Here is a 24,464-nt window from a genome sequence, read left to right as displayed (position 1 = left end):
ATGCCCCATGACTACGCAACAACACGACCTTGGCTATCGCGCCCTGTTCGCGCACCCGGAAATGGTGCGCGAGCTGGTCACCGGTTTTACTGCCTTCAAGCTGTTTGACGGGGTCGCCCTGTCGGCCTTCGAGCGCGTCAATGCGGACTACGTGAGCGAGCGGCCATCGGCACGCCAGGGCGATGTGGTGTGGCGGGTCCGGGTCGGCGACCATGTCCTGGACGTGGTCATCCTGCTCGAATTCCAGTCCGGCGTGGACCGCTGCATGGCGCTGCGCATGCAGACCTACGTCGGCTTGCTGTGCCAGGACCTGGTCGAACGTCATCAGTTGTCACCAGAATTGCTGTTGCCGCCAGTGCTGCCGCTGGTGTTCTACAACGGCGTGCCGGCCTGGAGCGCGCCCAAGGAGTTGGCCGAGTTGCTGACGGCGCCGCCCGCCGAGCTGGCGGCCTTGCAGCCATCGCAGCGCTACGCGCTGATCGACCAGTGGCGCCTGGACCGGGCTGCGCTCGACGCTAATGATGATTTGCTGGCGCTGCTGTTCCGGATTGAACTTTCGCGCTTCCCCCGATGGAAGGCAAGGCGGAAGGCAAGGCGGAAGAACTGATTGCCTTCCGCAGCATGCTCAAGAACATATTGCGCATCAAGTTTGGTGAGGTGCCGCCCCTGGTTTTGCAGCGCATTGACCAATCCGCGCAAGCGGAACTTGCAGGCTGGATCGAGCGCAGCATCAGCGCGCCGACCCTGGCGGCACTGTTCGGTGACGATGCGGCGCCCGTCCAGGCAGGCCGCACCTGAGTTTGCATATGCGTTACCTGAGCATCGATTCCAGCGCGAACAGCTCGGCCGGCGCTTCGCGCCGGCGCACCAGGTGCACGCTCTCGCCGTCGACCATGACTTCGGCGGCGCGCCCGCGCGTGTTGTAGTTCGACGACATCGTAAAACCATAGGCGCCGGCCTGCATGATCGCCAGCAGGTCGCCCTGTTCCACGCTCAGCTTGCGCTCGCGCGCCAGCCAGTCGCCCGATTCGCACACCGGCCCGACCACGTCGTAGCTCAGCGCGGGCGCGCTTCCCGCGCGCACCTGCTGCACATCCATCCAGGCCTGGTACAGCGCCGGGCGCATCAGGTCGTTCATGGCGGCGTCGACAATGCAGAAATTCTTTTCGGCGCCCGGTTTTAAAAACTCGACGGTGGTCAGCAGCACCCCGGTGTCGCCCACGATGGCGCGGCCCGGCTCGAAAATCACTTTGATCGGCGCGCCGCCATGGCTGGCCGCGCGCCAGGCATCGATGCGCGCGAACACGCGTCCGAGGTAGTCGGCCACCGCCACCGGCGCGGCATCGCCCTCGGCGCCGTAGTTGATGCCGATGCCGCCGCCCATGTCGAGATGCTCGAGCACGATGCCTTCGGCGCCGAGCGCGTCGACCAGTTCGATCAGCTTGTCGAGCGCTTCGAGCAGGGGCGCGTCGTCCAGCAGCTGCGAGCCGATGTGGCAATCGATGCCGACCGGGGTCAGGTGCGGCAGGGCGGCCGCCGTGCGGTAGGTGGCCAGCGCATCATCGAAAGCGACGCCGAACTTGTTCGCTTTCAGGCCGGTGGCGATGTAGGGGTGGGTCCTGGCGTCCACGTTGGGATTGACGCGCAGCGACACGCGCGCCTGTTTGCCCATCGCACCGGCCACCTCGTTCAGGCGGTGCAGCTCGGGAATCGACTCGACGTTAAAGCACAGGATATCGTGCGACAGCGCCAGGCGCATTTCGTCGACCGTCTTGCCGACGCCCGAAAAGATCACCTTGGCCGGGTCGCCCCCGGCGGCGATCACGCGCAGCAGTTCGCCGCCCGAGACGATGTCGAAACCGGCGCCGCGGCGCGCCAGCAGGTCGAGGATGGCCAGGTTCGAATTGGCCTTCATCGCATAGCAGACCAGCGCATCGCGCCCGGCGCAGGCGTCGGCGAAGGCATCGAAGTTCTCCAGCAATGCCGCTTTCGAATACACATAGGTCGGCGTGCCGAACTCCTCGGCGATGCGGGACAGGGGGGTGCTTTCGGCGTGCAGGACGCCGTCCAGATGAAAGAAATGCGGCATGGATTTAGATGGGAAGCGTTATTGGGCGGCTGGGATGGATGCAGGCGGCGGGGGTAGGGCGGCGGCGGGTGCGGCAGGCTTGGCCGGTGGCTTGGGCAGATACAGCGGACCGGTCTGGCCGCAGCCTCCCAGCAAGCCAAAGACCACGGCGGCGATGCCGATATTGAGCGCGGATGAAGACTTCACGATTAGAATCACGGTTTGATTGGCAGACCTTGGAGTGTAGCATGAGCGAAAAAGAATTTTTGGACCTGGCCGAAACGACCTTGAACACGATCGAAGAAGCGATGGACCGGCTGAACGACGAGGATGTCATCGATGTCGAATGCAAGCGCAGCGGCAATGTGCTGGAGATCGAATTCATCGACAACGGCAGCAAGATCATCGTCAACAGCCAGGCGCCGATGCAGGAACTGTGGGTGGCGGCCAAGTCCGGCGGTTTTCATTACAAGCGGGTTGACGGCGCCTGGATCAACACGCGCGACGGCAGCGAACTGTTCGCCGCGCTGTCGGAACTGGCCAGCGCCCAGGGCGGCGCCAGGGTCACGCTGGTGTAAAAGCGGACGACCGGGGAAAAACCAGGGTCAGACCCCAACCGGTAACACCGGGGTCTGACCCCAATTTTTCCCCGGTTGTCCGCTTTTACACCCCGTCAGAACAGTTCGTTCTTGACCGCATCCTTGACCTTTTCCTCGGCCGCCGTGCCGCGCGTGCCGATGTCGAGGCTCTGCACTCCCGTGCCGGGCGGGTTCTCGGCATAGTAATAGTCGTCTCCCGCCATCACCAGCCCCTCGGGCACGACCCGCTCCTCGCTCGGCACGCCCTTGAGCGCCTTTTGCATGAAGCTGATCCAGATCGGCAGGGCCAGCCCGCCGCCGGTTTCCTTGTTGCCCAGGTTCTTCGGCTGGTCGTAGCCGATCCAGGCGATCCCCACCAGCTTCGGCGTGTAGCCGGCGAACCAGGCATCGATTGAATCGTTGGTGGTGCCGGTTTTACCCGACACATCGGTGCGCTTGAGCGCCAGCGCCTTGGTGGCGGTGCCGTAGCGCACCACGTCCTTGAGCATGCTGTCGACCAGGAAGGCATTGCGCGCATCGATCACCCGGTTTTCCTCATTGCCGGCCTTGTCCGGCGTGGCTTGCGACAGGATCTTGCCGTTGCTGTCGGTAACCTTGGAAATCAGGTAGGGACTGACCCGGAAACCGCCGTTGGCGAACACCGCATAGGCGCCGGCCAGCTGCAGCGGCGTGGTCGAGCCGGAACCGAGCGCCAGGGTCAGGTAGGGCGGGTTCTTGTCGGCCTCGAAGCCGAAGCGGGTTGCGTATTCCTGGCCGTACTTGGCGCCGATCTTGTTGAGGATGCGGATCGAGATCATGTTCTTCGACTTGGTCAGCCCGCGCCGCATGGTCATCGGCCCTTCGTACTTGCTGTCGTAGTTCTTCGGCTCCCAGGCCTGGCCGCCGGTCTGGCCGGCGTCGAACGAGATCGGGGCGTCGTTGATGATGGTGGCCGGCGACAGGCCGCGCTCGAGCGAGGCCGAGTAGATGAAGGGCTTGAACGAGGAGCCGGGCTGGCGCCAGGCTTGCGTGACATGGTTGAACTTGTTGCGGTTGTAGTCGAAGCCGCCCACCAGCGCGCGGATCGCGCCATCGGTGGTGTCGGCCGCCACGAACGCCGATTCGATCTGCGGCATCTGGGTGACCGACCAGGCGGTCCCGCCATCCTGGCTGATGCGGATCACGGCGCCGCGCTTGACCCGGCGGTTGGCTGCGGCCTTGCTCGATAACCAGCCCTGGGCGAATGCCAGGCCCGGACCGCTGACCTTGACTTCCTCGCCCGAGGCGGTCACCGCCGTGATGCCGGTGGGCGTCGCTTCCAGCACCATGGCGGCGATGATGTCGTCGCTGTCGGGATGCTCGGCCAGTTCGTTTTCGATCGCTTCGTCGGCTTCTTCCTTGGACTTGGGAATGTCGATATACGCTTCCGGACCGCGGTACGGATGGCGCTTTTCGTAGTCCATCACGCCGCGCCGCAGGGCCAGGTAAGCCGCATCCTGGTCGGCCTTGGTGACGGTGGTAAACACGTTCAGGCCGCGCGTGTAGGTTTCTTCCTTGAATTGCTCGTACACCAGCTGGCGTGCCATTTCGGCCACGTATTCGGCGTGCACCCCGAATTCGCTGCTGTCGGACTTGATGCGCAAGTTCTCGGCCTTGGCCGTTTCGAACTGGGCCGGGGTGATGTAGCCCAGCATGTGCATGCGCTGCAGGATGTACTGCTGGCGCGTGCGCGCGCGTTTCGGATTGACCACCGGGTTGTAGGCCGACGGCGCCTTGGGCAGGCCGGCCAGCATGGCCGCTTCGGCCACGGTGATGTCTTTCAGGTTCTTGCCGAAGTAGATCTGGGCGGCCGAGGCGAAACCGTAGGCGCGCTGGCCCAGGTAGATCTGGTTCATGTAGACCTCGAGGATCTGGTCCTTGGTCAGGCTTTGCTCGATCTTCCAGGCCAGCAGCACTTCATAGGCCTTGCGCTTGAGCGTCTGCTCGCTGGACAGGAAGAAATTGCGCGCCACCTGCTGGGTGATGGTCGAGGCGCCCTGCTTGGCGCCGCCGGTGGCGTTGTGCCAGGCCGCGCGCAGGATGCCGGTGTAGTCGACCCCGCCGTGCTGGTAGAACCGGTCGTCTTCGATCGCCAGCACCGCCTTTTTCATGACCTCGGGAATGTCCTTGATGTGCACCAGGTTGCGGCGCTCTTCGCCGAACTCGCCGATGAGCACATTATCGGCCGAAAAAATCCGCAAAGGCATCTTCGGACGGTAGTCGGTCAGGGTGTCGAGCTGCGGCAGATTCGGGTACGCCATGGCCAGCGCGAAGACCACGATCAGCAAGCCCACCAGGGCCGTGCCGACCAGGCTGCCGAGGACAATTAACAACAGTCGCTTGGGCGAGCGCTTGCGCGCGGGGGAGGTGTTGCTGGCGTCCGTTTTGGAAGGGCTCATGCGGGTCGAATCTTTCGCTTTTATGGGTGCCCCTCATTATAATGCACCGCCACTGCCTGCGGCAGCCCGCCGAGTACTTGCCTTTAGGAACATTTGTACCCCTCCGACAACTGTGATGACGACCAGTTCACAGAGTGTCGTATTCCAGCCCACCGGCATAAAATTTCAAAACAGAAATACCTTTACATGGGATCACGCTTATTGCTACGATTTAATGTACTGCCTTCTGTTATAGATGCTAAATGGCGGTTTCGTAACAAATTTCCCGCGTCGGGCACGTCATTTTTGGTTCTGCAAGGCCCGTTTTGCAGCGTAAGCATTGAGTGATTTTAGGTAGGTAAGGGAGTACGGTCTTGATGGTCAATTTAGGTTCCTTGTTCGGTCAATCCAGCCCGCCTTTGCTCGGCCTGGACATCAGCACGTCGGGCGTGCGCCTGGTGGAGCTGGTCGTGGTCGGCAAAAACGAGCTGCGCCTCGAACGCTATGCGTCCGAACCGTTCCCGCGCGGCGCGGTCGTCGACGGTAACATCGAAAATATCGAGCAGGTCTCGGAGGCGGTACGCCGGGTCTGGAAGAAGAGCGGCACCCGCGTCAAGCTGGTCGCGCTCGGCATGCCGCCGGCCTCGGTGATCACCAAAAAGATCATCCTGCCGGCCGGCATGTCCGAAGACCAGCTCGAGGTCCAGGTCGAGTCTGAAGCAAGCCAGTATATCCCCTTCGCGCTCGACGAGGTCAGCCTCGACTTCGACGTGATCGGACCGGCCGCCAATTCGGTCGACGACATCGACGTCATGCTGGCCGCCTCGCGCAAGGAAAAGGTCGAGGACCGCGTGGCGATCGCCGAAGCGGCCGGCCTGACCGCGGTGGTGATGGACATCGAATCGTACGCCGCCCGCGCCGCGCTCGAACGCGTGACGTCCCAGATGAAGGGTTCCGAAGGCCAGATCGTGGCGCTGTTCCAGATCGGCGCCCAGGTCACGCATATTTCGGTGATGCTCAACGGCGAGACCATCTATGAGCGCGAGCAACCCTTCGGCGGCAACCAGCTGACCCAGGATATCGTGCGTTCGTACGGCCTGTCCTTCGACGAAGCCGACGCCAAGAAGAAAGCGGGCGACCTGCCCGACAACTTCCAGGCCGACCTGCTCGCCCCGTTCCTGGAAAACGCGGCCCTCGAAGTGACCCGCGCGATCCAGTTCTTCTACACCTCCACGCCCTACACCCGGATCGACCAGCTGTTCCTGGCCGGCGGCTGCGCGCTCATTCCCGGCCTGCTCGACATCGTGGCCAGCCGCACCAAGATTTCCAGCGCCGTGGTATCGCCCTTCAAGGGCATGTCGCTGGGCCCGTCCGTGCGCGAGCAGCAGCTGCGCAGCGAGGCTCCCGCCTATCTTGTCGCCTGCGGGCTGGCACTGCGGAGGTTTGGCTGATGATTAAAATTAACCTGCTTCCCCACCGGGAAGAAAAGCGCAAGCAAAAGAAAAGCGCCTTCGTGGCCCTGATGGCTTTGTCGGCCGTGCTCGGCGTGCTGGTCGTGATCGCCGTCGGCGGTTACAACGCGCGCCGCATCTCGATCCAGGAAGAACGCAACGGCGTATTTACCGCGGCCATCGTCGAACTCGACAAGAAGATCGTCGAAATCGCCAACCTGAAACAGGAAATCGAAGCGCTCAAGGCACGCCAGCAGGCGGTCGAAGACTTGCAGGGCGAGCGCAACCAGCCGGTCTACCTGCTCGACGAACTGGTCCGCCAGACCCCGCAAGGGGTGTACCTCAAGTCCTTCAAGCAGGAAGGCCAGCGGGTCACCGTGGGCGGCTTCGCCCAGTCGCAGGAACGGGTCGCCGAATTGCTGCGCAATATCGCCGGCAATTCGCCATGGCTCGAACGTCCCGACCTGACCGAGGTGCGCGCCGCGCTGCTGGCGCAGAGTAAATCCGGCAAGAAGGTCGTCGAATTCACGCTGAACCTGTTCATCAAGCGCCAGCGCGAGAAGGATGAAGCGCTCAAGCCAGGCCAGAAACCGGCTGCCCGCGCTGCTGCCGCTGCCGGCTCACCGGCTCCCGCGAAAGCGGCCCCCTAGCCAGATCGGATTGAAAGAATGACTAAAGACTTCAAATCGCTGGGTGGCTCGCTCAGCTCCCAGTTCCAGAACCTGGGCGATCGCCCGCCGGGACAGTGGCCGATCGCGCCGCGCATCCTGTGCGGCATCGCCGTCATGGCGGCCGTCATCACCGGCGGCCACTTCCTCTACTGGAGCACCCAGTTCGAGGAATACGACGCGCTGGCGGCCAAGGAACTGACCTTGCAGGCCGAGTACAAGACCAAGGTGGCCCAGGCCATCAACCTCGACGCCCTGATCGCCCAGAAAGCCCAGGTCGACCAGTACGTCGAGCGCCTGCAAAAGCAATTGCCGAGCAAGGCCGAAATGGCGGCCCTGCTGTCGGACATCAACCAGGCCGGCGTCGGCCGCGGCCTGTCGTTCGACCTGTTCAAGCCGGGCCAGGTGGTGGTGCGCGATTACTACGCCGAACTGCCGATCGATATCCGGGTGGCCGGGACGTACCACGACATCGGCGCCTTCGCCAGCGACATGGCCAACCTGCCGCGCATCGTTACGCTCAACAATATGTCGCTGACGACCAACAAGGATGGCGGCCTGGTGCTCGAAGCGGTCGCCAAGACCTTCCGCTACCTCGATCCCGAAGAAGCCAATGCCCAGCGCAAGGTGCGCGCCGACCGCGACAAGCTGGCCAAGAGCAAAGGGGGTGCCAAATGAGCGCCAAACGCAATTGCCTCGCGCTGCTGACCGGCGCCGTCCTGCTGGCCGGCTGCGGCGACAGCGACGTCCAGGAAGTGAACCAGTGGATGGAGCAGACCAGGAAGGAAACCAAGGTCGACGTGCCGCCGCTGACCGAACCGACCACCTTCGTGCCGTTTGCCTACAGCAGCGTGGGCCAGATCGATCCTTACGACCCGAACAAGCTGCTGGCCGAGCTGGCCCGCACCTCGGGCGCGAACAATCCGCTCAAGCCGGACGACAGCCGGCCCAAGGAAGTCCTCGAGGCGTTCCCGCTCGACACCATGTCGATGGTGGGCAGCATGAAATCGAAAGGCGTCATGTATGCGCTGGTACAGATCGACAAGACCATGTACCACGTCAAGCCAGGCGACCGGGTGGGCCAGAATTTCGGCATCATCACCGGCGTGAGCGATGAAGCAATCAGTATCAAGGAAACGGTCCAGGATGCCGGTGGCGAATGGATCGAACGTCCCACCAAGCTAGAGTTGCAGGAAAGTAAGGAGAAGAAATGATCGCACTGAGAATGAATGGCACCGCGCTGATGGGCACGGTGATCCGCATGGGCGCATTATTGGCTCTGGCCTTCGGCGCCAATAGCGCCCTGGCCCAAGACAACGCGATCGAATCGATCACGGCTAACCAGCAGGGCTCGAACGTGGTGGTGAACGTGGCGATGAAAAACGCCCCGACCAAGCTGCCGATCGGTTTTTCGATCACCAATCCGACCCGCATCGCCCTCGATTTCGGCGCCACCGTCAATGCCACCGGCAAGACCGCCCAGGACGTGAACCTGGCCGACGTGCGCGGCATTAACGTGGTCCAGGCCGGCGCCCGCACGCGCCTGGTGCTGAACCTGAAGCGTCCGCTGAACTACGCCACCGCTATCGATGGCAAGTCGATCATCGTCACCATCGACGGTTCCGGCGGCGTGGCCCAGGCCGTCGACAGCGCCGGCCAGCCGGTCCTGAACGGCGTCTCGTCCTCCTCGGCACCGCTGCCGGTGCCGCAGGGCGCCAAGCGCCAGGTCTTGCGCGACCTCGATTTCCGCCGCGGCGCCAACGGCGAAGGCCGGGTCGTGGTCGACCTGCCGAACAGCCAGGTCGCGGTCGATGTACGCCAGGTTGGCAACACCGTGGTGGTCGATTTCATGAAGACCGGCTTGCCGGAAACCTTGCGCCGGCGCCTGGACGTGACCGATTTCGGCACCCCGGTGTCGCAGATCACCACCGTGACCCAGGGCGACAACGTGCGCATGACAGTCGAAGCGCGCGGCCTGTGGGAACAGACCGTGTACCAGAGTGATACCCAGCTGGTAATCGACGTCAAGCCGATCAAGGAAGACGCCAACAAGCTGACCCAGGGCACCCAGGGTTACCGCGGCGAGAAAATCTCGTTCAACTTCCAGAACGTGGAAGTGCGCGCCGCGCTGCAGGCGATCGCCGACATCTCGGGCCTGAACATCATCACCAGCGATTCGGTCAGCGGCAACCTGACCCTGCGCCTGAAAGAAGTGCCATGGGACCAGGCGCTCGACGTGGTGCTGCAGGCCAAGGGCCTGGACATGCGCAAGAACGGCTCGGTCCTGTGGATCGCTCCCAAGGATGAACTGCTGACCAAGGAAAAGCTGGAACTCGAACAGCGCGCCCAGATCGCCGATCTCGAGCCGCTCAAGTCGGAAATCTTCCAGCTGAACTACCAGAAAGCCGAAGCCTTCCGCACCGTGTTCGGCATCAACCCGGACGGTTCACAGAAGGACGACGGCGACAGCAACCGTTCGCGCGTCCTGTCGAAACGCGGCAGCGCCGTGATCGATCCGCGCACCAACCAGCTGTTCATTACCGACATCTCCTCGAAGCTGGAAGACTTGCGCAAGCTGATCCAGAAAACCGACGTCGCCTCGAAGCAGGTACTGATCGAAGCGCGCCTGGTCGAAGCCAATGACGGCTTTTCCCGCAACCTGGGCGCCAAGATCGGCTTTGCCGACCTGCGCACCCTGCGTGGCGGCGATTCGGGCTACGCTTACCGCGGCAACGAACGGGTTGCCATCGGCGGCAACCTGGTCGGCATCGGCCAGGTTACCGGCCAGACCCCGGACAAGGGCGATGGCTACACCAATACCACCATGCTGAACCTGCCTGCGGCCAACATCGCCGGCAACCCGGCCGCTTCGCTGGCCGCCAGCCTGTTCTCGGCCGCCTCCAACCGCTTCCTGAACCTGGAACTGTCGGCGCTGGAAGCGGACGGCAAGGGCAAGGTCATCTCCAGCCCGCGCGTGGTTACCGAAGACAAGAACGTGGCCGTGATCGAACAGGGTATCGAACTGCCGTACGAAAAAGCCACCAGCAGCGGCGCCACCTCGATCGAGTGGAAAAAAGCCAATCTGCGCCTCGAAGTGACCCCGCAGATTACGCCTGACGGCAACGTCGTGCTGGAAGTGAACGTCAACAAGGATACCAAGGGCGATGAAACGCGCGCTGGCTTTGCGATCAACACCCAGCACGTCCAAACCAAGGTGATGGTCGAAAACGGTGGTACGGTCGTGCTGGGCGGAATTTACCAGCAATCCGAAACCAATAACGTGACCAAGGTGCCGCTGCTGGGCGACCTGCCGGTGCTCGGCAATCTGTTCAAGTCGACCTCGCGCCAGAGTACCAAGACCGAACTGCTGGTCTTCATCACCCCGAAAATCGTCGCAGATCGCCTGTCGACGCGCTAACACCCGAATACATTTAATCAGGACTTAACATGCTGCCCACTTATTTACAACGCGCTTTTGCGAACCCGGTTCGCGTGCTGACCTGCGTCTCCATGGCCACGGCCCTGGTGGCCTGCGGCGGCGGCGGAGGCAATCCCGGCGGAACCAGTTCGGTTACGCCGGGCACCCCGACCACCCCGACTCCGGGCACGCCGACCCCGACCACCCCGGTGGTCCCGGCCGAGCCGAAAATGACCGTGCAACTGATCGACGCCGCCGGCCTCCCGATTACCACCCTGTCGGGCGGCCAGGCCGGCCAGGTGAAAGTCACCCTGCTCGACGCCAAGGGCAATATCGCCCCGAACGAAGTGGTTAAATTCACCACCGACGATACCCTGCTGCAGTTCACGCCAGTGTCGGGTTCGGCACTGACCGATGCCTCGGGCGTGGCGGTCATTACCGTCAAACCGGCCAGCGTCACCGCGGCCGGCGCGGTCAATATCGCCGCTGTTGCAACTGCCAGCGGCAAGGCGGTCAATGGCGGGATCAACCTGGCTGTTGGCGCGGCGCCGCTGACGCTCGGCACCATCAAGTTCTTGCCGGAACGCAATGAAGCCGAGATCCTGCCGGCTTTTGGTACCGCTGTGTTGCAGATTCCTATCACCACCGGCAACGTGCCGGCGGCTACCGCGCCAGGCCTGACCATCAATTCCCTGTGCTCCAACGATGGCACCGCCAGCATCGTGCCGGGCGCGCTGGACAAAGGCATGCAGTCGGTCACTTACACCAACAAAGGATGCCTGCGCGGCACAGATACCATCACCGTATCGCTCGGCAATTTCAACCAGACAATCAAAATTGGCGTGGGCAAGGCCAATATCGGCACCATCCAGTTCGTCGGTTCCGACCTGGCGGGCAGCTCGATCGTCCTGCGCGGCTCCGGCGGCTTGGGCCGCAAGGAATCGTCGATCCTGACCTTCCGCGTGCTCGACCAGAACAGCATCGGCTTGCCTGGCGTGGACGTCACCTTCACCGCGACCACCACCACCGGCGGCCTGATCGTGCAACCGGCCAAGGCCACCTCGGACGCCACCGGCGCCGTCACCACCACCGTGGCATCGGGTACGATCCCGACGCCGGTGCGCGTGGTTGCCCAGGCAACGCGCAACGGCACCACCATCAGCGGTCTGTCCGACAGCCTGATCATCTCGACCGGCCTGCCGATCCAGAAATCGATGTCGCTCAGCGCCGACAGCTACAATATCGACGGCTTGAACTATGATTCGGCAATTGCCAAGGTCACCGTCCTGATGGCCGACCAGTACGGCAATCCGATCTCCGACGACACCGCTGTCAATTTCGTCACCGAAGGCGGCGCCATCGCCACCCCGAGCCAGGGCGGTTGCAAAACCAAGGATGGCGGTTGCACGGTCGAACTTAAGAGCCAGGCTTTCCGTCCGCTCAATGGCCGCGTTACCGTGCTCGCTTATGTTCAGGGTATCGAAGACTTCATCGACGCCAATGGCGATGGCGTGTACACCTGCGGCAAGCCGATCCCTGCCGACGAGAAAGATCCAACGCCGTACCGTCCGCTCGTCGACAGCTGCACGTTTGGCACCGGCGAAATCGCGAAAGACCAGGGCGATCCGTTCCTCAACGTCGGCAACCTGGCGATTATTCGCGGCAACCCGGGCGGCAACACCTTGCAACGCGACATTGACCCGGCAAAAGACAGGCAGTACAACAGCGCCATTGGCGATCTGCCTTTCCCATACAATCACGCCAAATACGATGCAAAAGGCAATCAGCAGTGGGGCTTGAACTACATCTGGCGCGAGGCCGAAATCGTCTTCAGCGGCGATGATCCAACCTTCATCCGCCAGTTCCGCGACGCGGAAGGCAACCTGAGCGACTGGACCACGGCCAACGGCCCGGTCGACACTATCGCCGGCTTGAGCGGTCCTGGTTGCTCGAATCAAGTCTTGTACTTCCGGATTGTCGATGTCAACAACAATCCACTGCCAAGCGGCACTACCGTCTCGGCTGGTGATTCCGACAAGGTGCAGCCACAAAGCGTGTCGCCGAATGTGATTCCTGCCACCAACCGCCTCGGCGGTACCCAGCACTGGGTCAACATCAAGGCAGAAACGAACTGTGCCCCTGGCGAATTCTCGATCAAGACCACGACGCCACGCGGTAAATCGGTCGCGAAAGGCTACAGGTCGGGTCCGGCAGCTCCTTGAAGTCGGACAACATCTTCTTGGTAGGGCTGATGGGGGCGGGAAAAACCACCATCGGCCGTATTCTTGCCAGGAAGCTAGGTAAACGCTTTGTCGATTCCGACCACGAGATCGAGGCCCGCACCGGCGCCACCATCCCGTGGATTTTCGAAATCGAAGGCGAGGCGAGTTTTCGTCGCCGTGAGGCCGAGGTCATCCGTGACCTGACGGCGCAGGACGGACTCGTCCTCGCCACCGGCGGCGGGGCCGTGCTCGACCCCGCCAGCCGTGCCTATCTGAAACAACGTGGTCGCGTGGTCTACCTGCGCGCCAGCGTCAACAGCATCATGCTGCGCACCACCCACGACAAAAGCCGGCCCTTGCTGCAAACGGCCGACCCCCGCAAGAAACTCGAAGAATTGACGGCCCAGCGCGAGCCGCTGTACCGCGAGATTGCCGACCTGGTGATCGACACGGGCCGACCTAACGTACAATCGATGGTCCAAACAATTCTGACGCAGCTGTCCGCGCTCGGCCCCGCCGCCGCGAGAACGGCGCGTGGCTCCACCATGCACACTCTGCAAGCATCGCCAGCATCAACCGTTTCATCATCCACAGCGGCACCGGATAGCGAACCGGCCCGGATCTTCCTCAATGTCGACCTGGGCGAACGCAGCTACCCGATCACCATCGGCGCCGGCCTGCTGTCCGACCCGGCGCTGCTCGAGCGCCACATCGCCGGACACAAGGTCGCCATCGTGACCAACACCACGGTGGCCCCGCTGTACCTCGAGCGGGTGGCCGCGCCGCTGCGCGCGGCCGGGCGCGACGTGCTCGAAATCGTCCTGCCCGACGGCGAACAGTTCAAGAACTGGGACAGCCTGATGACCATCTTCGACGCCCTGCTCGAACACAAGTGCGACCGCAAGACCACCATGGTGGCCCTGGGCGGCGGCGTGATCGGCGACCTGACCGGGTATGCCGCCGCCAGCTACATGCGCGGCGTGCCCTTTGTGCAGATGCCGACCACCCTGCTCGCGCAGGTCGATTCCTCGGTCGGCGGCAAGACCGGCATTAACCATCCGCTCGGCAAGAACATGATCGGCGCCTTTTACCAGCCGCGCGCGGTGCTGGCCGATACCGCCTCGCTCGGCACTCTGGCGCCGCGCGAACTGTCGGCCGGCCTGGCCGAAGTGATCAAGCACGGCGCCATCATCGACGCCGCGTTTTTCGACTGGATCGAAGCGAACATCGGCAAGCTGATGGCGCGCGATCCAGCCGCGCTGGCGCACGCCATCTCGCGCTCCTGCGAAATCAAGGCCGAGGTGGTGCGCCAGGATGAACGCGAGGGCGGCCTGCGCGCCATCCTCAACTTCGGCCACACTTTCGGGCATGCGATCGAAGCGGGCATGGGCTACGGCGCCTGGCTGCACGGCGAAGCGGTCGGCTGCGGCATGGTCATGGCGGCCGACCTGTCGCACCGCCTGGGACTGGTCGACGCGGCCACCGTGGCGCGCATGCGCGCCCTGGTCGGCGCCGCCGGCCTGCCGACCGTGGCGCCGGATCTCGGCACCGAACGCTGGCTGGAACTGATGGAAGTCGACAAGAAGAACGAAGGCGGCGCCATCAAGTTCATCCTGATGAAGCCGCTGGGCAGCCCGAACATCACCAGCGCCCCGCGCGAGCAACTGCTGGCCACCCTGGCCGCCTGCGTCGGCTGACATGAGCCCGGACGCCCACCTCGCCCCGTACGCCGTGCACTCGGAGACGGCGCGCGGCCGGCGCCATCCTGAAACCTCGCACGCCTCGCGCAGCCAGTTCCAGCGCGACCGCGACCGCATCATCCACTGCTCGGCCTTCCGCCGGCTCGAATACAAGACCCAGGTCTTCCTCAATCACGAGGGCGACATGTTCCGCACGCGCCTGACGCACAGCCTGGAAGTGGCGCAGGTGGGCCGCTCCATGGCGCGCAACCTGCGCCTGAACGAAGACCTGGTCGAAGCGCTCGCGCTGGCGCACGACCTGGGCCACACGCCGTTCGGCCACGTCGGCCAGGATGTGCTCGACGAGTGCATGAAAGACCATGGCGGTTTTGAACACAACCTGCAAAGCCTGCGCGTGGTGGACCAACTTGAAGAGCACTACGGCGCCTTCGATGGCCTGAACCTGATGTTCGACACGCGCGAGGGCATCCTCAAGCACTGCTCGATCACCAACGCCAAGCTGCTCGGCCCCGTGGCGCAGCGCTTCATCGACCGCACCCAGCCCTCGCTGGAAGCGCAGCTGACCAACCTGGCCGACGAAATCGCCTACAACAGCCACGATATCGACGATGGCCTGCGTTCCGGCCTGATCACGATTGCGCAGCTGGAGGAAGTCGACTTTTTCGCGCGCCGCTGGCACGATGTGCAGAAGGCGTATCCGGGCCTGTCGGGCCGGCGCGCCATCTACGAAACCTTGCGCCGCCTGATCACCGTGCTGGCCGACGATTTGATTGAAACGTCCAGCGTGCTGCTGGCCGAAGCCGCGCCGGCCGACCTTGACGCGGTGCGCGCCAGCGGGCCGCTGATCCGCTTTTCCGACCCGATGCGCAAGGATGCGACCGAACTCAAACGCTTCCTGCGCGCCAATCTGTACCGCCACTTCAAGGTCAACCGGATGCGCGTGAAAGCGAGCCGCATCGTGCGCGAACTGTTCGACGCCTTCATGTCCGAACCGGTGCTGCTGCCGCCCGATTACCAACTGGCTGGTGGAGATGCAGTTAGTCACACCTCGCGCCAGGCGCGCAAGATCGCCGACTACATCGCCGGCATGACCGACCGCTACGCGATCCGCGAACACCGGCGCATTTTCTCGCTCGACGATCTGTAACTAGAACAGGGACGGCGCGGAGAGCTCGAGCAGCAGCTTTTTGACCGGCGCCGGCAGCGGTGCGCTGTCGATGCGCGCCAGGTCCCACCACAGGTAGGGCGCCGCCAGTTCGGCGCGCCGCGACAAGGTGGCCTGGAACGGCGCGATGTGCAGGCGGTAGTGCGTGAACACGTGCACCAGCGGCAGTAGTGCGGAAATCGCTTCCACTTCACCGAAGGCCCCGGCCACCGGCGCCACCGCGTCGACGGTGAGCGCGCCGAGGGCGCCACGTAGCGCATGGCCGTCCACTTCCGGCAGCGACATTAATCCGCCCCAGATGCCCGCCTGTGCGCGCTGTTCCAGCAGCACCTGGCCGCCTTCGATCACCACCAGCAGGGCGGCCTGTTTTTCAGGGATGGTCTTCTTCGGTTTGCGCACAGGCAGTTCGGCGGTGCGGCCGGTGGCGTAGGCCACGCAGCGCTCCCGCAAGGGGCAGCGCGCGCAATCGGGTTTGCTGCGGGTGCACAGCGTTGCGCCCAGGTCCATCAGGCCCTGGGTATAGGACTCGATTCCTTCAGCCGGCAGCAGCGCGTCCGCGCGCCGCCACAAGCCATCTTCGACCGCCTTCACGCCCGGGAATTCATCGATGCCGAACACGCGCGCGAACACGCGCTTGACGTTGCCGTCCAAAATGGCCGCGCGCGTCCCGCTGGAAAACGCGGAAATGGCCGCCGCCGTCGAGCGCCCGATGCCCGGCAAGTCGGCCAGCAGCGCCGGGTCGCTCGGGAACACGCCGCCGTATTCGTCGACCACGCGCCGGGCGCAGGCGTGCAGGTTGCGCGCCCGCGTGTAGTAGCCAAGCCCGCTCCACTGCGCCATCACATCCTCCGATGGTGCGGCCGCCAGGTCGTGCAGGGTAGGGAAGCGTTCCAGGAAACGCGCATAGTAGGCCAGCACCGCGGCCACCTGCGTCTGCTGCAGCATGATCTCGGAGAGCCAGATTCGGTAAGCGTCGCGCGTGTTCTGCCACGGCAGGGCGTGCCGTCCGTGCGACTTCTGCCATTTGACGACGGCAGCGGAAAACGAGGGGTCTTCCAGCTGCCCGAACTCGGTCAGTCTCTTCACGCAGCCGCTTCGAATGCTTGCGCGGTGGTGCGCTGCATGGCCGCGTCCACGTTGCCGGCCAGGTCGGTCAGGCGGCCCTTGACCTTTTCCAGCGCGAACTGGCTCGCTTCGAACGATTCGATCTTCGTTTCCAGGCTGTCGGTGGCATCGTGGATGCGCTGGATCGAGGCCAGGCGGTGCTTGAGCTGGTCCTTGTGCTGGCGGATCTGCGCCTCCAGCGGCGACATGATCACCTTCAGCCACGCTTCGACATCGGCGTTGGCGGCGCGGTAGCTGCGCCGCACGCGCGAGGCGATCGAATCGAAAAAGCGCTCGATCACGGCGTCGCGGCTGGTAATCAACAGGGTGGTGGTGCCGAACTGCTTGACGTACACCTCTTCGATGGCGTCGATCTCTTTGCGGTACTTGTCGAGCGAGAGCGTCATCGGCACCGCCAGGCTCAGGCCATGTTCGGCGGCGAATTTTCGGTACATCATTTCCATCATCTCGCTGATCTCGGAAATCTTGCGGTTCGAGATATCGAGATTGGCGCGCGCCTGATCAAAAAAGTGCTTGACCGGACCACGGATGCCGGTGGTAACAAAACGCGATGCGGCCATCGCTTCGCGCACGGCGGCGATTTCCTTGTGCACGATGTCCATGCCGAGCGTGGTGTAGAGCTCCGTCGACAGGCGCGCGAACACGGCGCGCGTGCCCTGCAGCTTGAACAGGCTGCCGTCGAATTCCTTCTTCTCGACTTCGACGCGGCGCATCATGTGCGCGATCACGCCCTGGTTCTTGCCGCGCAGGCTTTTCAATTCCTGCAGCTGCTCGACGATGTCGCGGATGCGCGCGCCGATGGTCGCTTGCTGGGTGCCGACCACCGCGTTCAGATCGTCCGAGAGCTGCTTGCGGATGATCTCCTGCTTGGCCGGAATGAGTTCGTTGAACAGGGCCGCTTCCAGCGCGCCCAGGCGGCTTTTTTCGAGCAGCGCCATGTCGCCATTGATCTTGCCGACCAGGGCTTTTTGGGCCGACACCGGGAACACCTGACGGGGTTCGAGCGCCAGCATGTGGGCCACCGTGGTTTGCTGGCGTTCGATCTCGGCGTCGTTCTCGCTCTCGGTCTTGAGCTCGTCCCACATGGCGTCGATCTTGTTCATGACCACGATGCGCCCGGCGCCGGCGCCGATGTGGGTGCGCCAGACTTCGATGTCGCTCTTGGTCACGCCGGTTTCGGCGGCCAGGATGAACAGCACCGCGTGCGCGTTGGGAATCAGGTTCAGGGTCAGTTCCGGCTCGGTGCCGATCGCGTTCAGGCCAGGCGTGTCGAGGATGACCAGGCCTTGCTTCAAGAGCGGGTGAGGGAAGTTGATGATCGCATGGCGCCACAGTGAAATTTCGATCATGCCGTTGTCGTCGAGCGTGGCGGCGACATCCGGATCGGTTTCATCGAACAGGCCGTAGCGCTTCGCTTCCTCGACCTTGACGTGCTTGGTCATGCTGACCTGCTTGAAGGTCTCGTGCATTTCCTCGCCGGCGCCCAGCGAGAGCGGCAGCACGGTCCAGGCGGCCGGATCGTCGCGGTAGTCGCTGGTCGACAGGTTGCTGGCGCGCGTTTCGATCGGCAAGAGGCGGATGCAGGGCGGGAACGCCGGGTCGTACATCAGCTCGGTCGGGCACATGGTGGTGCGCCCGGCCGCCGACGGCAGGATGCGCTGGCCGTAATCGGCAAAGAAAATCGCATTGATCAGTTCGGATTTGCCGCGCGAGAACTCCGCCACGAAGGCCACCGACAGCCGGTCATCGGCCAGGCGCGCCAGCGCGCGCGCAATGCGCTGCTCGGTGGCCGCGTCGGTCAGTTCGGCCGCAGTGACCCACCCTTGATACTTTTCCAGCGCCATCGCCACGTCCTGACGCCACGCGCTGTACTGCTCAAAATCTTGCACCATTATGCTCACATTGCCCTCGCGTACAGGTTCTTGCGAATCCTGCTCGATTGTCATTTTTGACAATTTACACAATAAAAAGTCGACCGCTGCCCCTGCTTGATCTGACGAATCTCTGCCCCACAGTTGCGGCAAGGCACTCCAGCACGATCATAGACGAAATATGTCTGTTGGAAATAGCCCGATTGCCCATTTACAGCAATAAAGTCACGTAAAGTACTGCCCCCTTGCACAATAGCCTCAGACAGGATAAGGCGGATGGCCTCGGCCAGCCGCTTGTAGCGTTCGCGGCCGATGCGCGCCGCCGGTGTTTTCGGGTTGATTCCGGCCCGAAACAGGCTCTCGCAGGCGTAGATATTGCCTACGCCGACCACAATATCGCCCGCCAGCAACACCTGTTTGATCGGCGCCGAGCGCTTGCGCGTCTCGCGGTACAGCAATTCGCCCGAAAAACCGTCTTCCAACGGTTCGACGCCGAGGCCGCGCAGCAGGATGTGCTGGTCGAGTTCGCCGTCATCGCCGGGATGCCACAGCACCGCCCCGAAGCGGCGCGGATCGTTCATGCGCAGCACTTGCGCACCCGCGTCGCCGGCCACCACCAGGTCGAAATGGTCGTGTTTTTTCACTGCCGTGTCCAGCGGCAGCACGCGCAGGTGGCCGGACATGCCCAGATGAATGATCAGGGTGCCATGATCGAAGGCGATCAGCAAGTATTTGCCGCGCCGCCCGGTGTGCAAAATGCGCCGTCCGGCCAGCAGTTCGGACAAGCCCGGCGGGAACGGCCAGCGCAAGCCTTCGCGCCGCGTCAGCACGTTCTCGACCAGGCGGCCGTCGATATGGGGCGCGACGCCGCGCCGGGTAACTTCTACTTCGGGCAGTTCAGGCATATTTGATAAGAAAATTCATATTTGTGACGCGGCGGTCCCGCACGCGAAGCGTGGGTTGGGCGTAGAATCGGACATCAGCTGTCACTCTGGAACCACCTTGAAAAACGCTTTCGTCATTGTAACCCTGTCCGGACTGCTCTCGGCGTGCGCCGTGGCGCCCACGCCTCACACCGATGCCCCGGCAAGCGCCCCCGCGCCCAGCCCGACGGCGGCGGCGGCCATGGCCGACACCCCCATGCCATCCTCCGCCGAGGTGATGGCCGAAGGCGAGCGCGCCTCCGCGCCGGACGAGCCGGCCCCCGACCTCAAGCTGCCCAAGGTCGTGCTGACCAAGGACATGCTCTACAAGCTGATGAAGGCCGAATTCGAGTTTCGCGGCGGCGCCTGGCAGGGCCCGTACATGACCATGCTGGGCCTGGCCCAGCAGACGCGCGACCCGCGCCTGGCGCAGCGCGCCGCTGAAATGGCCCAGGCCGCCCAGCAGGGCAATGAATCGCTGGCCGCGATCCGCCTGTGGCGCGAACTGGCGCCCGAGTCCGACGAAGCGACCCAGTACTACATCGCCGCCTCGGTGATGGCCGAAGACCTCTCCGAAGCCGGCGAGCTGTTCGCTGCGCGCCTGCGCGACGCGCCGCCGGCCAACCGCGGCCTGGTCATGTACCAGATCCAGCAATTGCTCACCCGCGCGCGCGACAAGGCCGCCGCCGGCGCGCTGCTCGAGCGCCTGCTGGCGCCCTACAGCGCCATGAGCGAAGCGCGCGTGGTGCTGGCCCAGTCGGCCTACAACCGCGGCGCCAACGACGTCGCGCTGGGCCATGCGCAGGAAGCGCTACGCATCAAGCCCGATTCCGAGATCGCCGTATTGACCCTGGCCCAGGTCAGCGGCGAGCAGGCCGACGTGGCCGCCTTGCTGGCAAAATTTCTTGCCGCCAATCCGGGTGCGCGCGAAGTGCGCGCCGCCCACGCCCGCATCCTGGTCACGCAGAAGCAGTACGAAGCGGCGCGCAAGGAGTTCGTGGCCCTGCTCAAGGAACAGCCCGACAATCCGGGCACCTTGTACGCGCTCGGCATTTTGTCGATGCAGCTGAACGACCCGGCCTCGGCCGAAACCTACCTGGCCAGCTTCGTCAGCGTGCTCGACAAGAACCCGGGCGACGAGCGCGATCCGGCCAAGGTGCTGATGATGCTCTCGCAACTGGCCGAAGAGCGCGGCGATGTCGCCGCCGCCCGCGCCTGGCTCGACAAGATCGACCAGGAAGACGCGCCGACCTGGTTCGCGGCGCAACTGCGCACCGCCCAGCTGATGGGCAAGCAGGGCGACCTGGCGGGCGCGCGCGACTTCCTGGCGGCCCTCAAGCCCGACGAGCCGGCCCAGCAGGTGCAAGTGGTACTGGTGCAAAGCCAGGTCCTGCGCGACGCCGGCAAGGTGACCGAGGCGTACGCCGTGATGGAGCAGGGCGTCGCCCAATTGCCGGGCAATCCCGACCTGCTGTACGATTTTGCCCTGCTGGCTGAAAAAATGGGCAAGGTCGAGGTGATGGAAAAGAACCTGCGCCAGGTCATGCAGCTCGCGCCCGACAACCACCACGCCTACAACGCGCTGGGCTACTCGCTGGCCGAACGCAGTGTGCGCCTGGACGAAGCGCTGGCGCTGATCGACAAGGCCCTGAAAATGGCCCCGGCCGATCCCTTCATCATGGACAGCATGGGCTGGGTCCAGTACCGCCTGGGCAACCTGGACGAAGCCGAGGCCCACCTGCGGCGCGCCTACGCCCTGCGCAACGATGTCGAAATCGCCGTGCACCTGGGCGAAGTGCTGTGGCACAAGGGCAAAAAATCCGACGCCCAGCAGCTGTGGCGCGAAGCGCGCGCCAAGGACCCCAAGAACGACACGCTCAAGAGCACGCTCGCGCGCCTGCAGCTCAAGCTGTGATGGGTCATAATGCCGCGCATCTTCCTCACGCCGCCCGACTGCCATGATGCTTAAAAAACGCTTCCTCCTGCTCGCCTTCGCCTCCGTGCTGGCCGGCTGCGCCACCACCGACGCCAACCTGTCCAGGGACAGCGTGGCCGCCTACCGCGAGACTGTCGAGCTGGGTGGCCGCCTGACCGTGAACTACCAGAAGGATGGCCAGACCGAGACCCTGACCGGCAAGTTCAACTGGAACCAGACCCCGGCCGCGGTCAACGTCAGCCTCGCCTCGCCGCTGGGCCAGACCATTGCCACCATTACCGTCACGCCCGAGTCGGCCACCCTGACCCAGGGCGACCGCGCCCCGCGCGTGGCCAGCGACATCGACACCCTGACCGCGCAAACGCTGGGCTGGTCGCTGCCGGTTTCGGGCCTGCGCGACTGGCTGCAAGGCTACGCCACCGGCGCCGACGGCCAGCGCTTTGCCGCTTCGCCGGCCGCCAACACGGTCACCACCGCCGACGGCTGGCGCCTGACCTACGTGAGCTGGCAAGACGCTTCCGGCGCGGCCAAGCCGATGCCGAAACGCATCGACGTCGCCCGCGTGGCCAGCGCCACCGTGGAAGCGATGGAAATCCGCATCGTGATCGACCCGCAAGGCTGACATGCGTGCCACGTCCCTGCATGACTGCCCGGCCCCGGCCAAGCTCAATCTGTTCCTGCACGTAAACGGGCGCCGCGCCGACGGCTACCACCTGCTGCAAACCGTGTTCCAGATGGTCGACCATGGCGATCTGCTGCACTTCGACCTGCGCACAGACGGGCGCATCCGCCGCACCACCGAGGTGCCCGGCGTGCCGGAAGAGAGCGACCTGATCGTGCGCGCGCTGGTGCTGCTGCAAGCGGCCTGGCAGCGCCGCCACGGCCCCCCGGCGCCCGGCCTCGACGTCGCCATCGACAAGCGCCTGCCGATGGGTGGTGGGCTCGGTGGCGGCTCCTCGGACGCGGCCACCGCGCTGATGGCCGCCAACGTCCTGTGGCAAGCGGGATTCACCCGCGAAGAACTGATGGCGCTGGCCTTGCCGCTGGGCGCCGACATTCCGTTTTTCATCTTTGGCCAGACCGCCTTTGCCGAAGGCGTGGGCGAGGCGCTGCAAGCGGTGGCGGCCCCCGATTGCTGGTATCTGGTGATCGAACCAGGCGTCGCGGTTCCGACCGCAGCAATATTTTGCTCGGAACAGTTGACAAGAAGCACGGAGCCGGTCAGAATAACGGACTTTTCCAGACACACCGAAAAACACACAGTGTTCAAGGGGTTCGGGAAAAATGATTTGCAAGCAGTGGCAGTGAGTTTGTTCCCGCCGGTAGCACAGGCGATCGACTGGCTCTCGGCTCACGGGGATGCTAGAATGACTGGCTCCGGAGCGTGTGTGTTTTGCGCGTTTTCCAGCGAAGCGGAAGCCGACACGGTACTTCAACAAGTGCCAGGCATCTGGAAGGCATGGAAAGCAAAAGCGCTGATGCATCATCCTCTTAACTCGGTGTTGCAAGTTAGTGTGGTTTTAGAATAGAATTTGGCCTGGCGTTGTGTTTGACGATAAAATGTCAAGTGTGACGACAAGCAGTCAGTTGCGTAGGGGAATCGCCAAGCTGGTTAAGGCACTGGATTTTGATTCCAGCATACCAAGGTTCGAATCCTTGTTCCCCTGCCATTCGTTTTGCCTGGTCTGTCGATGCGAAGTGCGCGTCCAGCAGGCGGACTCGGTGGCCTCGCTCTCGCGAGTCACTTGTTAGCTTAGCGTCAGCCGGCCGGTTCTGTCCGGCGACATCATTCAAAGAAATCAACGCTTACCTCTTGGGACTCCCATGGCTTACGAAAACCTGATGGTTTTTACCGGCAACGCTAACCCTGCGCTGGCTGAAGGAGTCGCAAAAAATCTCGGCATCCCTCTCGGCAAAGCAGTCGTCTCCAAGTTCTCGGATGGCGAAGTCATGGTCGAGATCAACGAGAATGTCCGCGGTAAAGACGTTTTTGTCCTGCAATCGACCTGCGCACCGACCAACGACAGCCTGATGGAAATCATCCTGATGGTCGACGCGCTCAAGCGCGCCTCCGCCGGCCGCATCACCGCAGCAATCCCTTATTTTGGTTATGCCCGCCAGGACCGTCGTCCGCGTTCGGCGCGCGTGGCCATTTCGGCCAAGGTGGTGGCCAACATGCTCGAAAAAGCCGGCGTCGAACGCGTCCTGATCATGGATCTGCACGCAGACCAGATCCAGGGCTTCTTCGATATCCCGGTTGACAATATTTACGCTTCCCCGATCCTGCTGGGCGACCTGCAAAAACGCAACTACGACGACCTGCTGGTGGTCTCGCCGGACGTCGGCGGCGTGGTGCGCGCGCGCGCCCTGGCAAAACGCCTCGGCTGCGACCTGGCCATCATCGACAAGCGCCGCCCGAAGGCGAACGTGTCGGAAGTGATGAACATCATCGGTGAAGTCGAAGGCCGTAACTGCGTCATCATGGATGACATGGTCGACACCGCCGGCACCCTGACCAAGGCCGCCGAAGTGCTCAAGGAGCGCGGCGCCAAGAAAGTGGTGGCGTATTGCACGCACCCGGTGCTGTCCGGTCCTGCGATCGACCGCATTTCGGCCTCGCCGCTGGACGAACTGGTGGTCACCGACACGATTCCGCTGTCGGCCGCCGGCCTGGCCTGCGACAAGATTCGCCAGCTGACCTGCGCACCGCTGCTCGCTGAAACGTTCAAGCGGATCAGCAAGGGCGATTCGGTGATGTCCTTGTTCATTGACTGAACTGCGCGACTAAACCAGTCAGCGCAAGTACCCGATTCACAGGGTGGCAAGGCGGGAGCACGCAGCTTCCGGCCCTGCCACCCTGAAGTTTATTTCAGTACCCATTTTTCCGGCCACGCCAGCGTGACCGTTTTCGAGTACCCCTGG

The 24,464-nt window shown here is 63.6% G+C and carries 21 protein-coding genes and 1 tRNA gene; 16 read left to right on the top strand and 6 right to left on the bottom strand.

The window, feature by feature from the left end; translation table 11 throughout:
- Positions 1-7 precede the first annotated feature (7 nt).
- Both F1609_RS09495 and F1609_RS09490 read left to right on the top strand, forming a co-directional pair.
- Positions 8-607, top strand: coding sequence for an Rpn family recombination-promoting nuclease/putative transposase (locus tag F1609_RS09495; protein WP_167076224.1), 600 nt, complete (start codon positions 8-10; stop codon positions 605-607).
- The gene (locus F1609_RS09490; protein WP_167076223.1) at positions 571-798 is read left to right on the top strand and encodes a hypothetical protein; all 228 of its coding nucleotides are present in this window, start codon (positions 571-573) and stop codon (positions 796-798) included. Before F1609_RS09495 ends, F1609_RS09490 begins: the two co-directional genes overlap by 37 nt.
- A 13-nt stretch (positions 799-811) precedes the next feature.
- Here the strand turns inward: F1609_RS09490 and lysA are convergent, their stop codons facing one another.
- Entirely contained in the window at positions 812-2,089 is a 1,278-nt protein-coding gene (gene lysA, locus F1609_RS09485; protein ID WP_167076222.1) for a diaminopimelate decarboxylase, read from the bottom strand.
- An 18-nt stretch (positions 2,090-2,107) separates the two neighbouring features.
- Positions 2,108-2,275: an LPS translocon maturation chaperone LptM gene (lptM, locus tag F1609_RS09480; protein ID WP_167076065.1), complete on the bottom strand. Its 168-nt coding sequence runs from the start codon at positions 2,273-2,275 to the stop codon at positions 2,108-2,110.
- Between the two features lie 41 nt (positions 2,276-2,316).
- Between lptM and cyaY the strand changes: the two genes are divergently transcribed.
- On the top strand, positions 2,317-2,646 hold the full coding sequence (gene cyaY, locus F1609_RS09475; RefSeq protein ID WP_166870807.1) for an iron donor protein CyaY: 330 nt from the start codon (positions 2,317-2,319) through the stop codon (positions 2,644-2,646).
- Positions 2,647-2,741: 95 nt separating this feature from the next.
- On the opposite strand, the gene F1609_RS09470 is transcribed toward cyaY, so the two are convergent.
- A complete protein-coding gene (locus F1609_RS09470; RefSeq protein ID WP_167076221.1) occupies positions 2,742-5,084 on the bottom strand; it encodes a penicillin-binding protein 1A in 2,343 nt (780 codons plus the stop codon).
- Between the two features lie 356 nt (positions 5,085-5,440).
- Here F1609_RS09470 and F1609_RS09465 point away from each other — a divergent pair, with 356 nt between their 5' ends.
- From F1609_RS09465 to F1609_RS09430, 8 genes are read left to right on the top strand one after another with little or no spacing between them, the layout of a single operon-like run.
- Positions 5,441-6,514, top strand: coding sequence for a pilus assembly protein PilM (locus F1609_RS09465; RefSeq protein ID WP_167076421.1), 1,074 nt, complete (start codon positions 5,441-5,443; stop codon positions 6,512-6,514).
- Positions 6,514-7,164, top strand: coding sequence for a PilN domain-containing protein (locus F1609_RS09460; RefSeq protein ID WP_167076220.1), 651 nt, complete (start codon positions 6,514-6,516; stop codon positions 7,162-7,164). Before F1609_RS09465 ends, F1609_RS09460 begins: the two co-directional genes overlap by 1 nt.
- Positions 7,165-7,182: 18 nt before the next feature.
- On the top strand, positions 7,183-7,860 hold the full coding sequence (locus F1609_RS09455; RefSeq protein WP_167076219.1) for a type IV pilus inner membrane component PilO: 678 nt from the start codon (positions 7,183-7,185) through the stop codon (positions 7,858-7,860).
- A complete protein-coding gene (locus tag F1609_RS09450) occupies positions 7,857-8,396 on the top strand; it encodes a pilus assembly protein PilP (protein WP_167076218.1) in 540 nt (179 codons plus the stop codon). Before F1609_RS09455 ends, F1609_RS09450 begins: the two co-directional genes overlap by 4 nt.
- Complete coding sequence (locus F1609_RS09445) at positions 8,393-10,600, top strand: type IV pilus secretin PilQ (protein WP_370661609.1); 2,208 nt, start codon at positions 8,393-8,395, stop codon at positions 10,598-10,600. The genes F1609_RS09450 and F1609_RS09445 overlap by 4 nt, the downstream gene beginning before the upstream one ends.
- Before the next feature lie 29 nt (positions 10,601-10,629).
- Positions 10,630-12,822, top strand: a complete 2,193-nt coding sequence (locus tag F1609_RS09440) for an Ig-like domain-containing protein (protein ID WP_167076217.1) — start codon at positions 10,630-10,632, stop codon at positions 12,820-12,822.
- A gap of 29 nt (positions 12,823-12,851) precedes the next feature.
- On the top strand, positions 12,852-14,519 hold the full coding sequence (aroKB, locus tag F1609_RS09435) for a bifunctional shikimate kinase/3-dehydroquinate synthase AroKB (RefSeq protein ID WP_167076419.1): 1,668 nt from the start codon (positions 12,852-12,854) through the stop codon (positions 14,517-14,519).
- A 1-nt stretch (position 14,520) separates the two neighbouring features.
- Positions 14,521-15,669, top strand: a complete 1,149-nt coding sequence (locus F1609_RS09430; protein ID WP_167076216.1) for a deoxyguanosinetriphosphate triphosphohydrolase — start codon at positions 14,521-14,523, stop codon at positions 15,667-15,669.
- Here the strand turns inward: F1609_RS09430 and mutY are convergent, their stop codons facing one another.
- Genes mutY through mutM form a run of 3 tightly spaced genes read right to left on the bottom strand, consistent with a single transcriptional unit; the run spans position 15,670 to position 19,588 of the window.
- Positions 15,670-16,773, bottom strand: a complete 1,104-nt coding sequence (gene mutY, locus F1609_RS09425) for an A/G-specific adenine glycosylase (protein WP_167076215.1) — start codon at positions 16,771-16,773, stop codon at positions 15,670-15,672.
- Positions 16,770-18,704 carry a dynamin family protein gene (locus F1609_RS09420; RefSeq protein WP_167076214.1) on the bottom strand — a complete coding sequence of 645 codons (1,935 nt, stop codon included), beginning with the start codon at positions 18,702-18,704 and terminating at the stop codon, positions 16,770-16,772. The genes mutY and F1609_RS09420 overlap by 4 nt, the downstream gene beginning before the upstream one ends.
- A gap of 50 nt (positions 18,705-18,754) precedes the next feature.
- A complete protein-coding gene (gene mutM / locus F1609_RS09415; RefSeq protein WP_167076213.1) occupies positions 18,755-19,588 on the bottom strand; it encodes a bifunctional DNA-formamidopyrimidine glycosylase/DNA-(apurinic or apyrimidinic site) lyase in 834 nt (277 codons plus the stop codon).
- Positions 19,589-19,685: 97 nt separating this feature from the next.
- Between mutM and F1609_RS09410 the strand changes: the two genes are divergently transcribed.
- The 5 genes from F1609_RS09410 to F1609_RS09390 all read left to right on the top strand — a co-directional run bounded on the left by F1609_RS09410 (position 19,686) and on the right by F1609_RS09390 (position 24,317).
- The gene (locus F1609_RS09410) at positions 19,686-21,521 is read left to right on the top strand and encodes a tetratricopeptide repeat protein (protein WP_167076212.1); all 1,836 of its coding nucleotides are present in this window, start codon (positions 19,686-19,688) and stop codon (positions 21,519-21,521) included.
- A gap of 43 nt (positions 21,522-21,564) precedes the next feature.
- The gene (locus F1609_RS09405; protein ID WP_167076211.1) at positions 21,565-22,164 is read left to right on the top strand and encodes an outer membrane lipoprotein LolB; all 600 of its coding nucleotides are present in this window, start codon (positions 21,565-21,567) and stop codon (positions 22,162-22,164) included.
- A gap of 1 nt (position 22,165) precedes the next feature.
- Entirely contained in the window at positions 22,166-23,071 is a 906-nt protein-coding gene (gene ispE, locus F1609_RS09400) for a 4-(cytidine 5'-diphospho)-2-C-methyl-D-erythritol kinase (RefSeq protein WP_167076210.1), read from the top strand.
- A gap of 64 nt (positions 23,072-23,135) precedes the next feature.
- Positions 23,136-23,212 (top strand) — tRNA-Gln (locus F1609_RS09395).
- 154 nt (positions 23,213-23,366) lie between these two features.
- Positions 23,367-24,317 (top strand): ribose-phosphate pyrophosphokinase, encoded by a 951-nt coding sequence (locus F1609_RS09390; protein WP_054265879.1) that lies wholly within the window; start codon positions 23,367-23,369, stop codon positions 24,315-24,317.
- The last annotated feature ends 147 nt before the right edge of the window (positions 24,318-24,464 follow it).

The organism is Massilia aquatica (genome assembly GCF_011682045.1).
Lineage (GTDB): Bacteria > Pseudomonadota > Gammaproteobacteria > Burkholderiales > Burkholderiaceae_D > Telluria_A > Telluria_A aquatica.
This window is presented reverse-complemented; position numbering and strand designations above follow the sequence as displayed.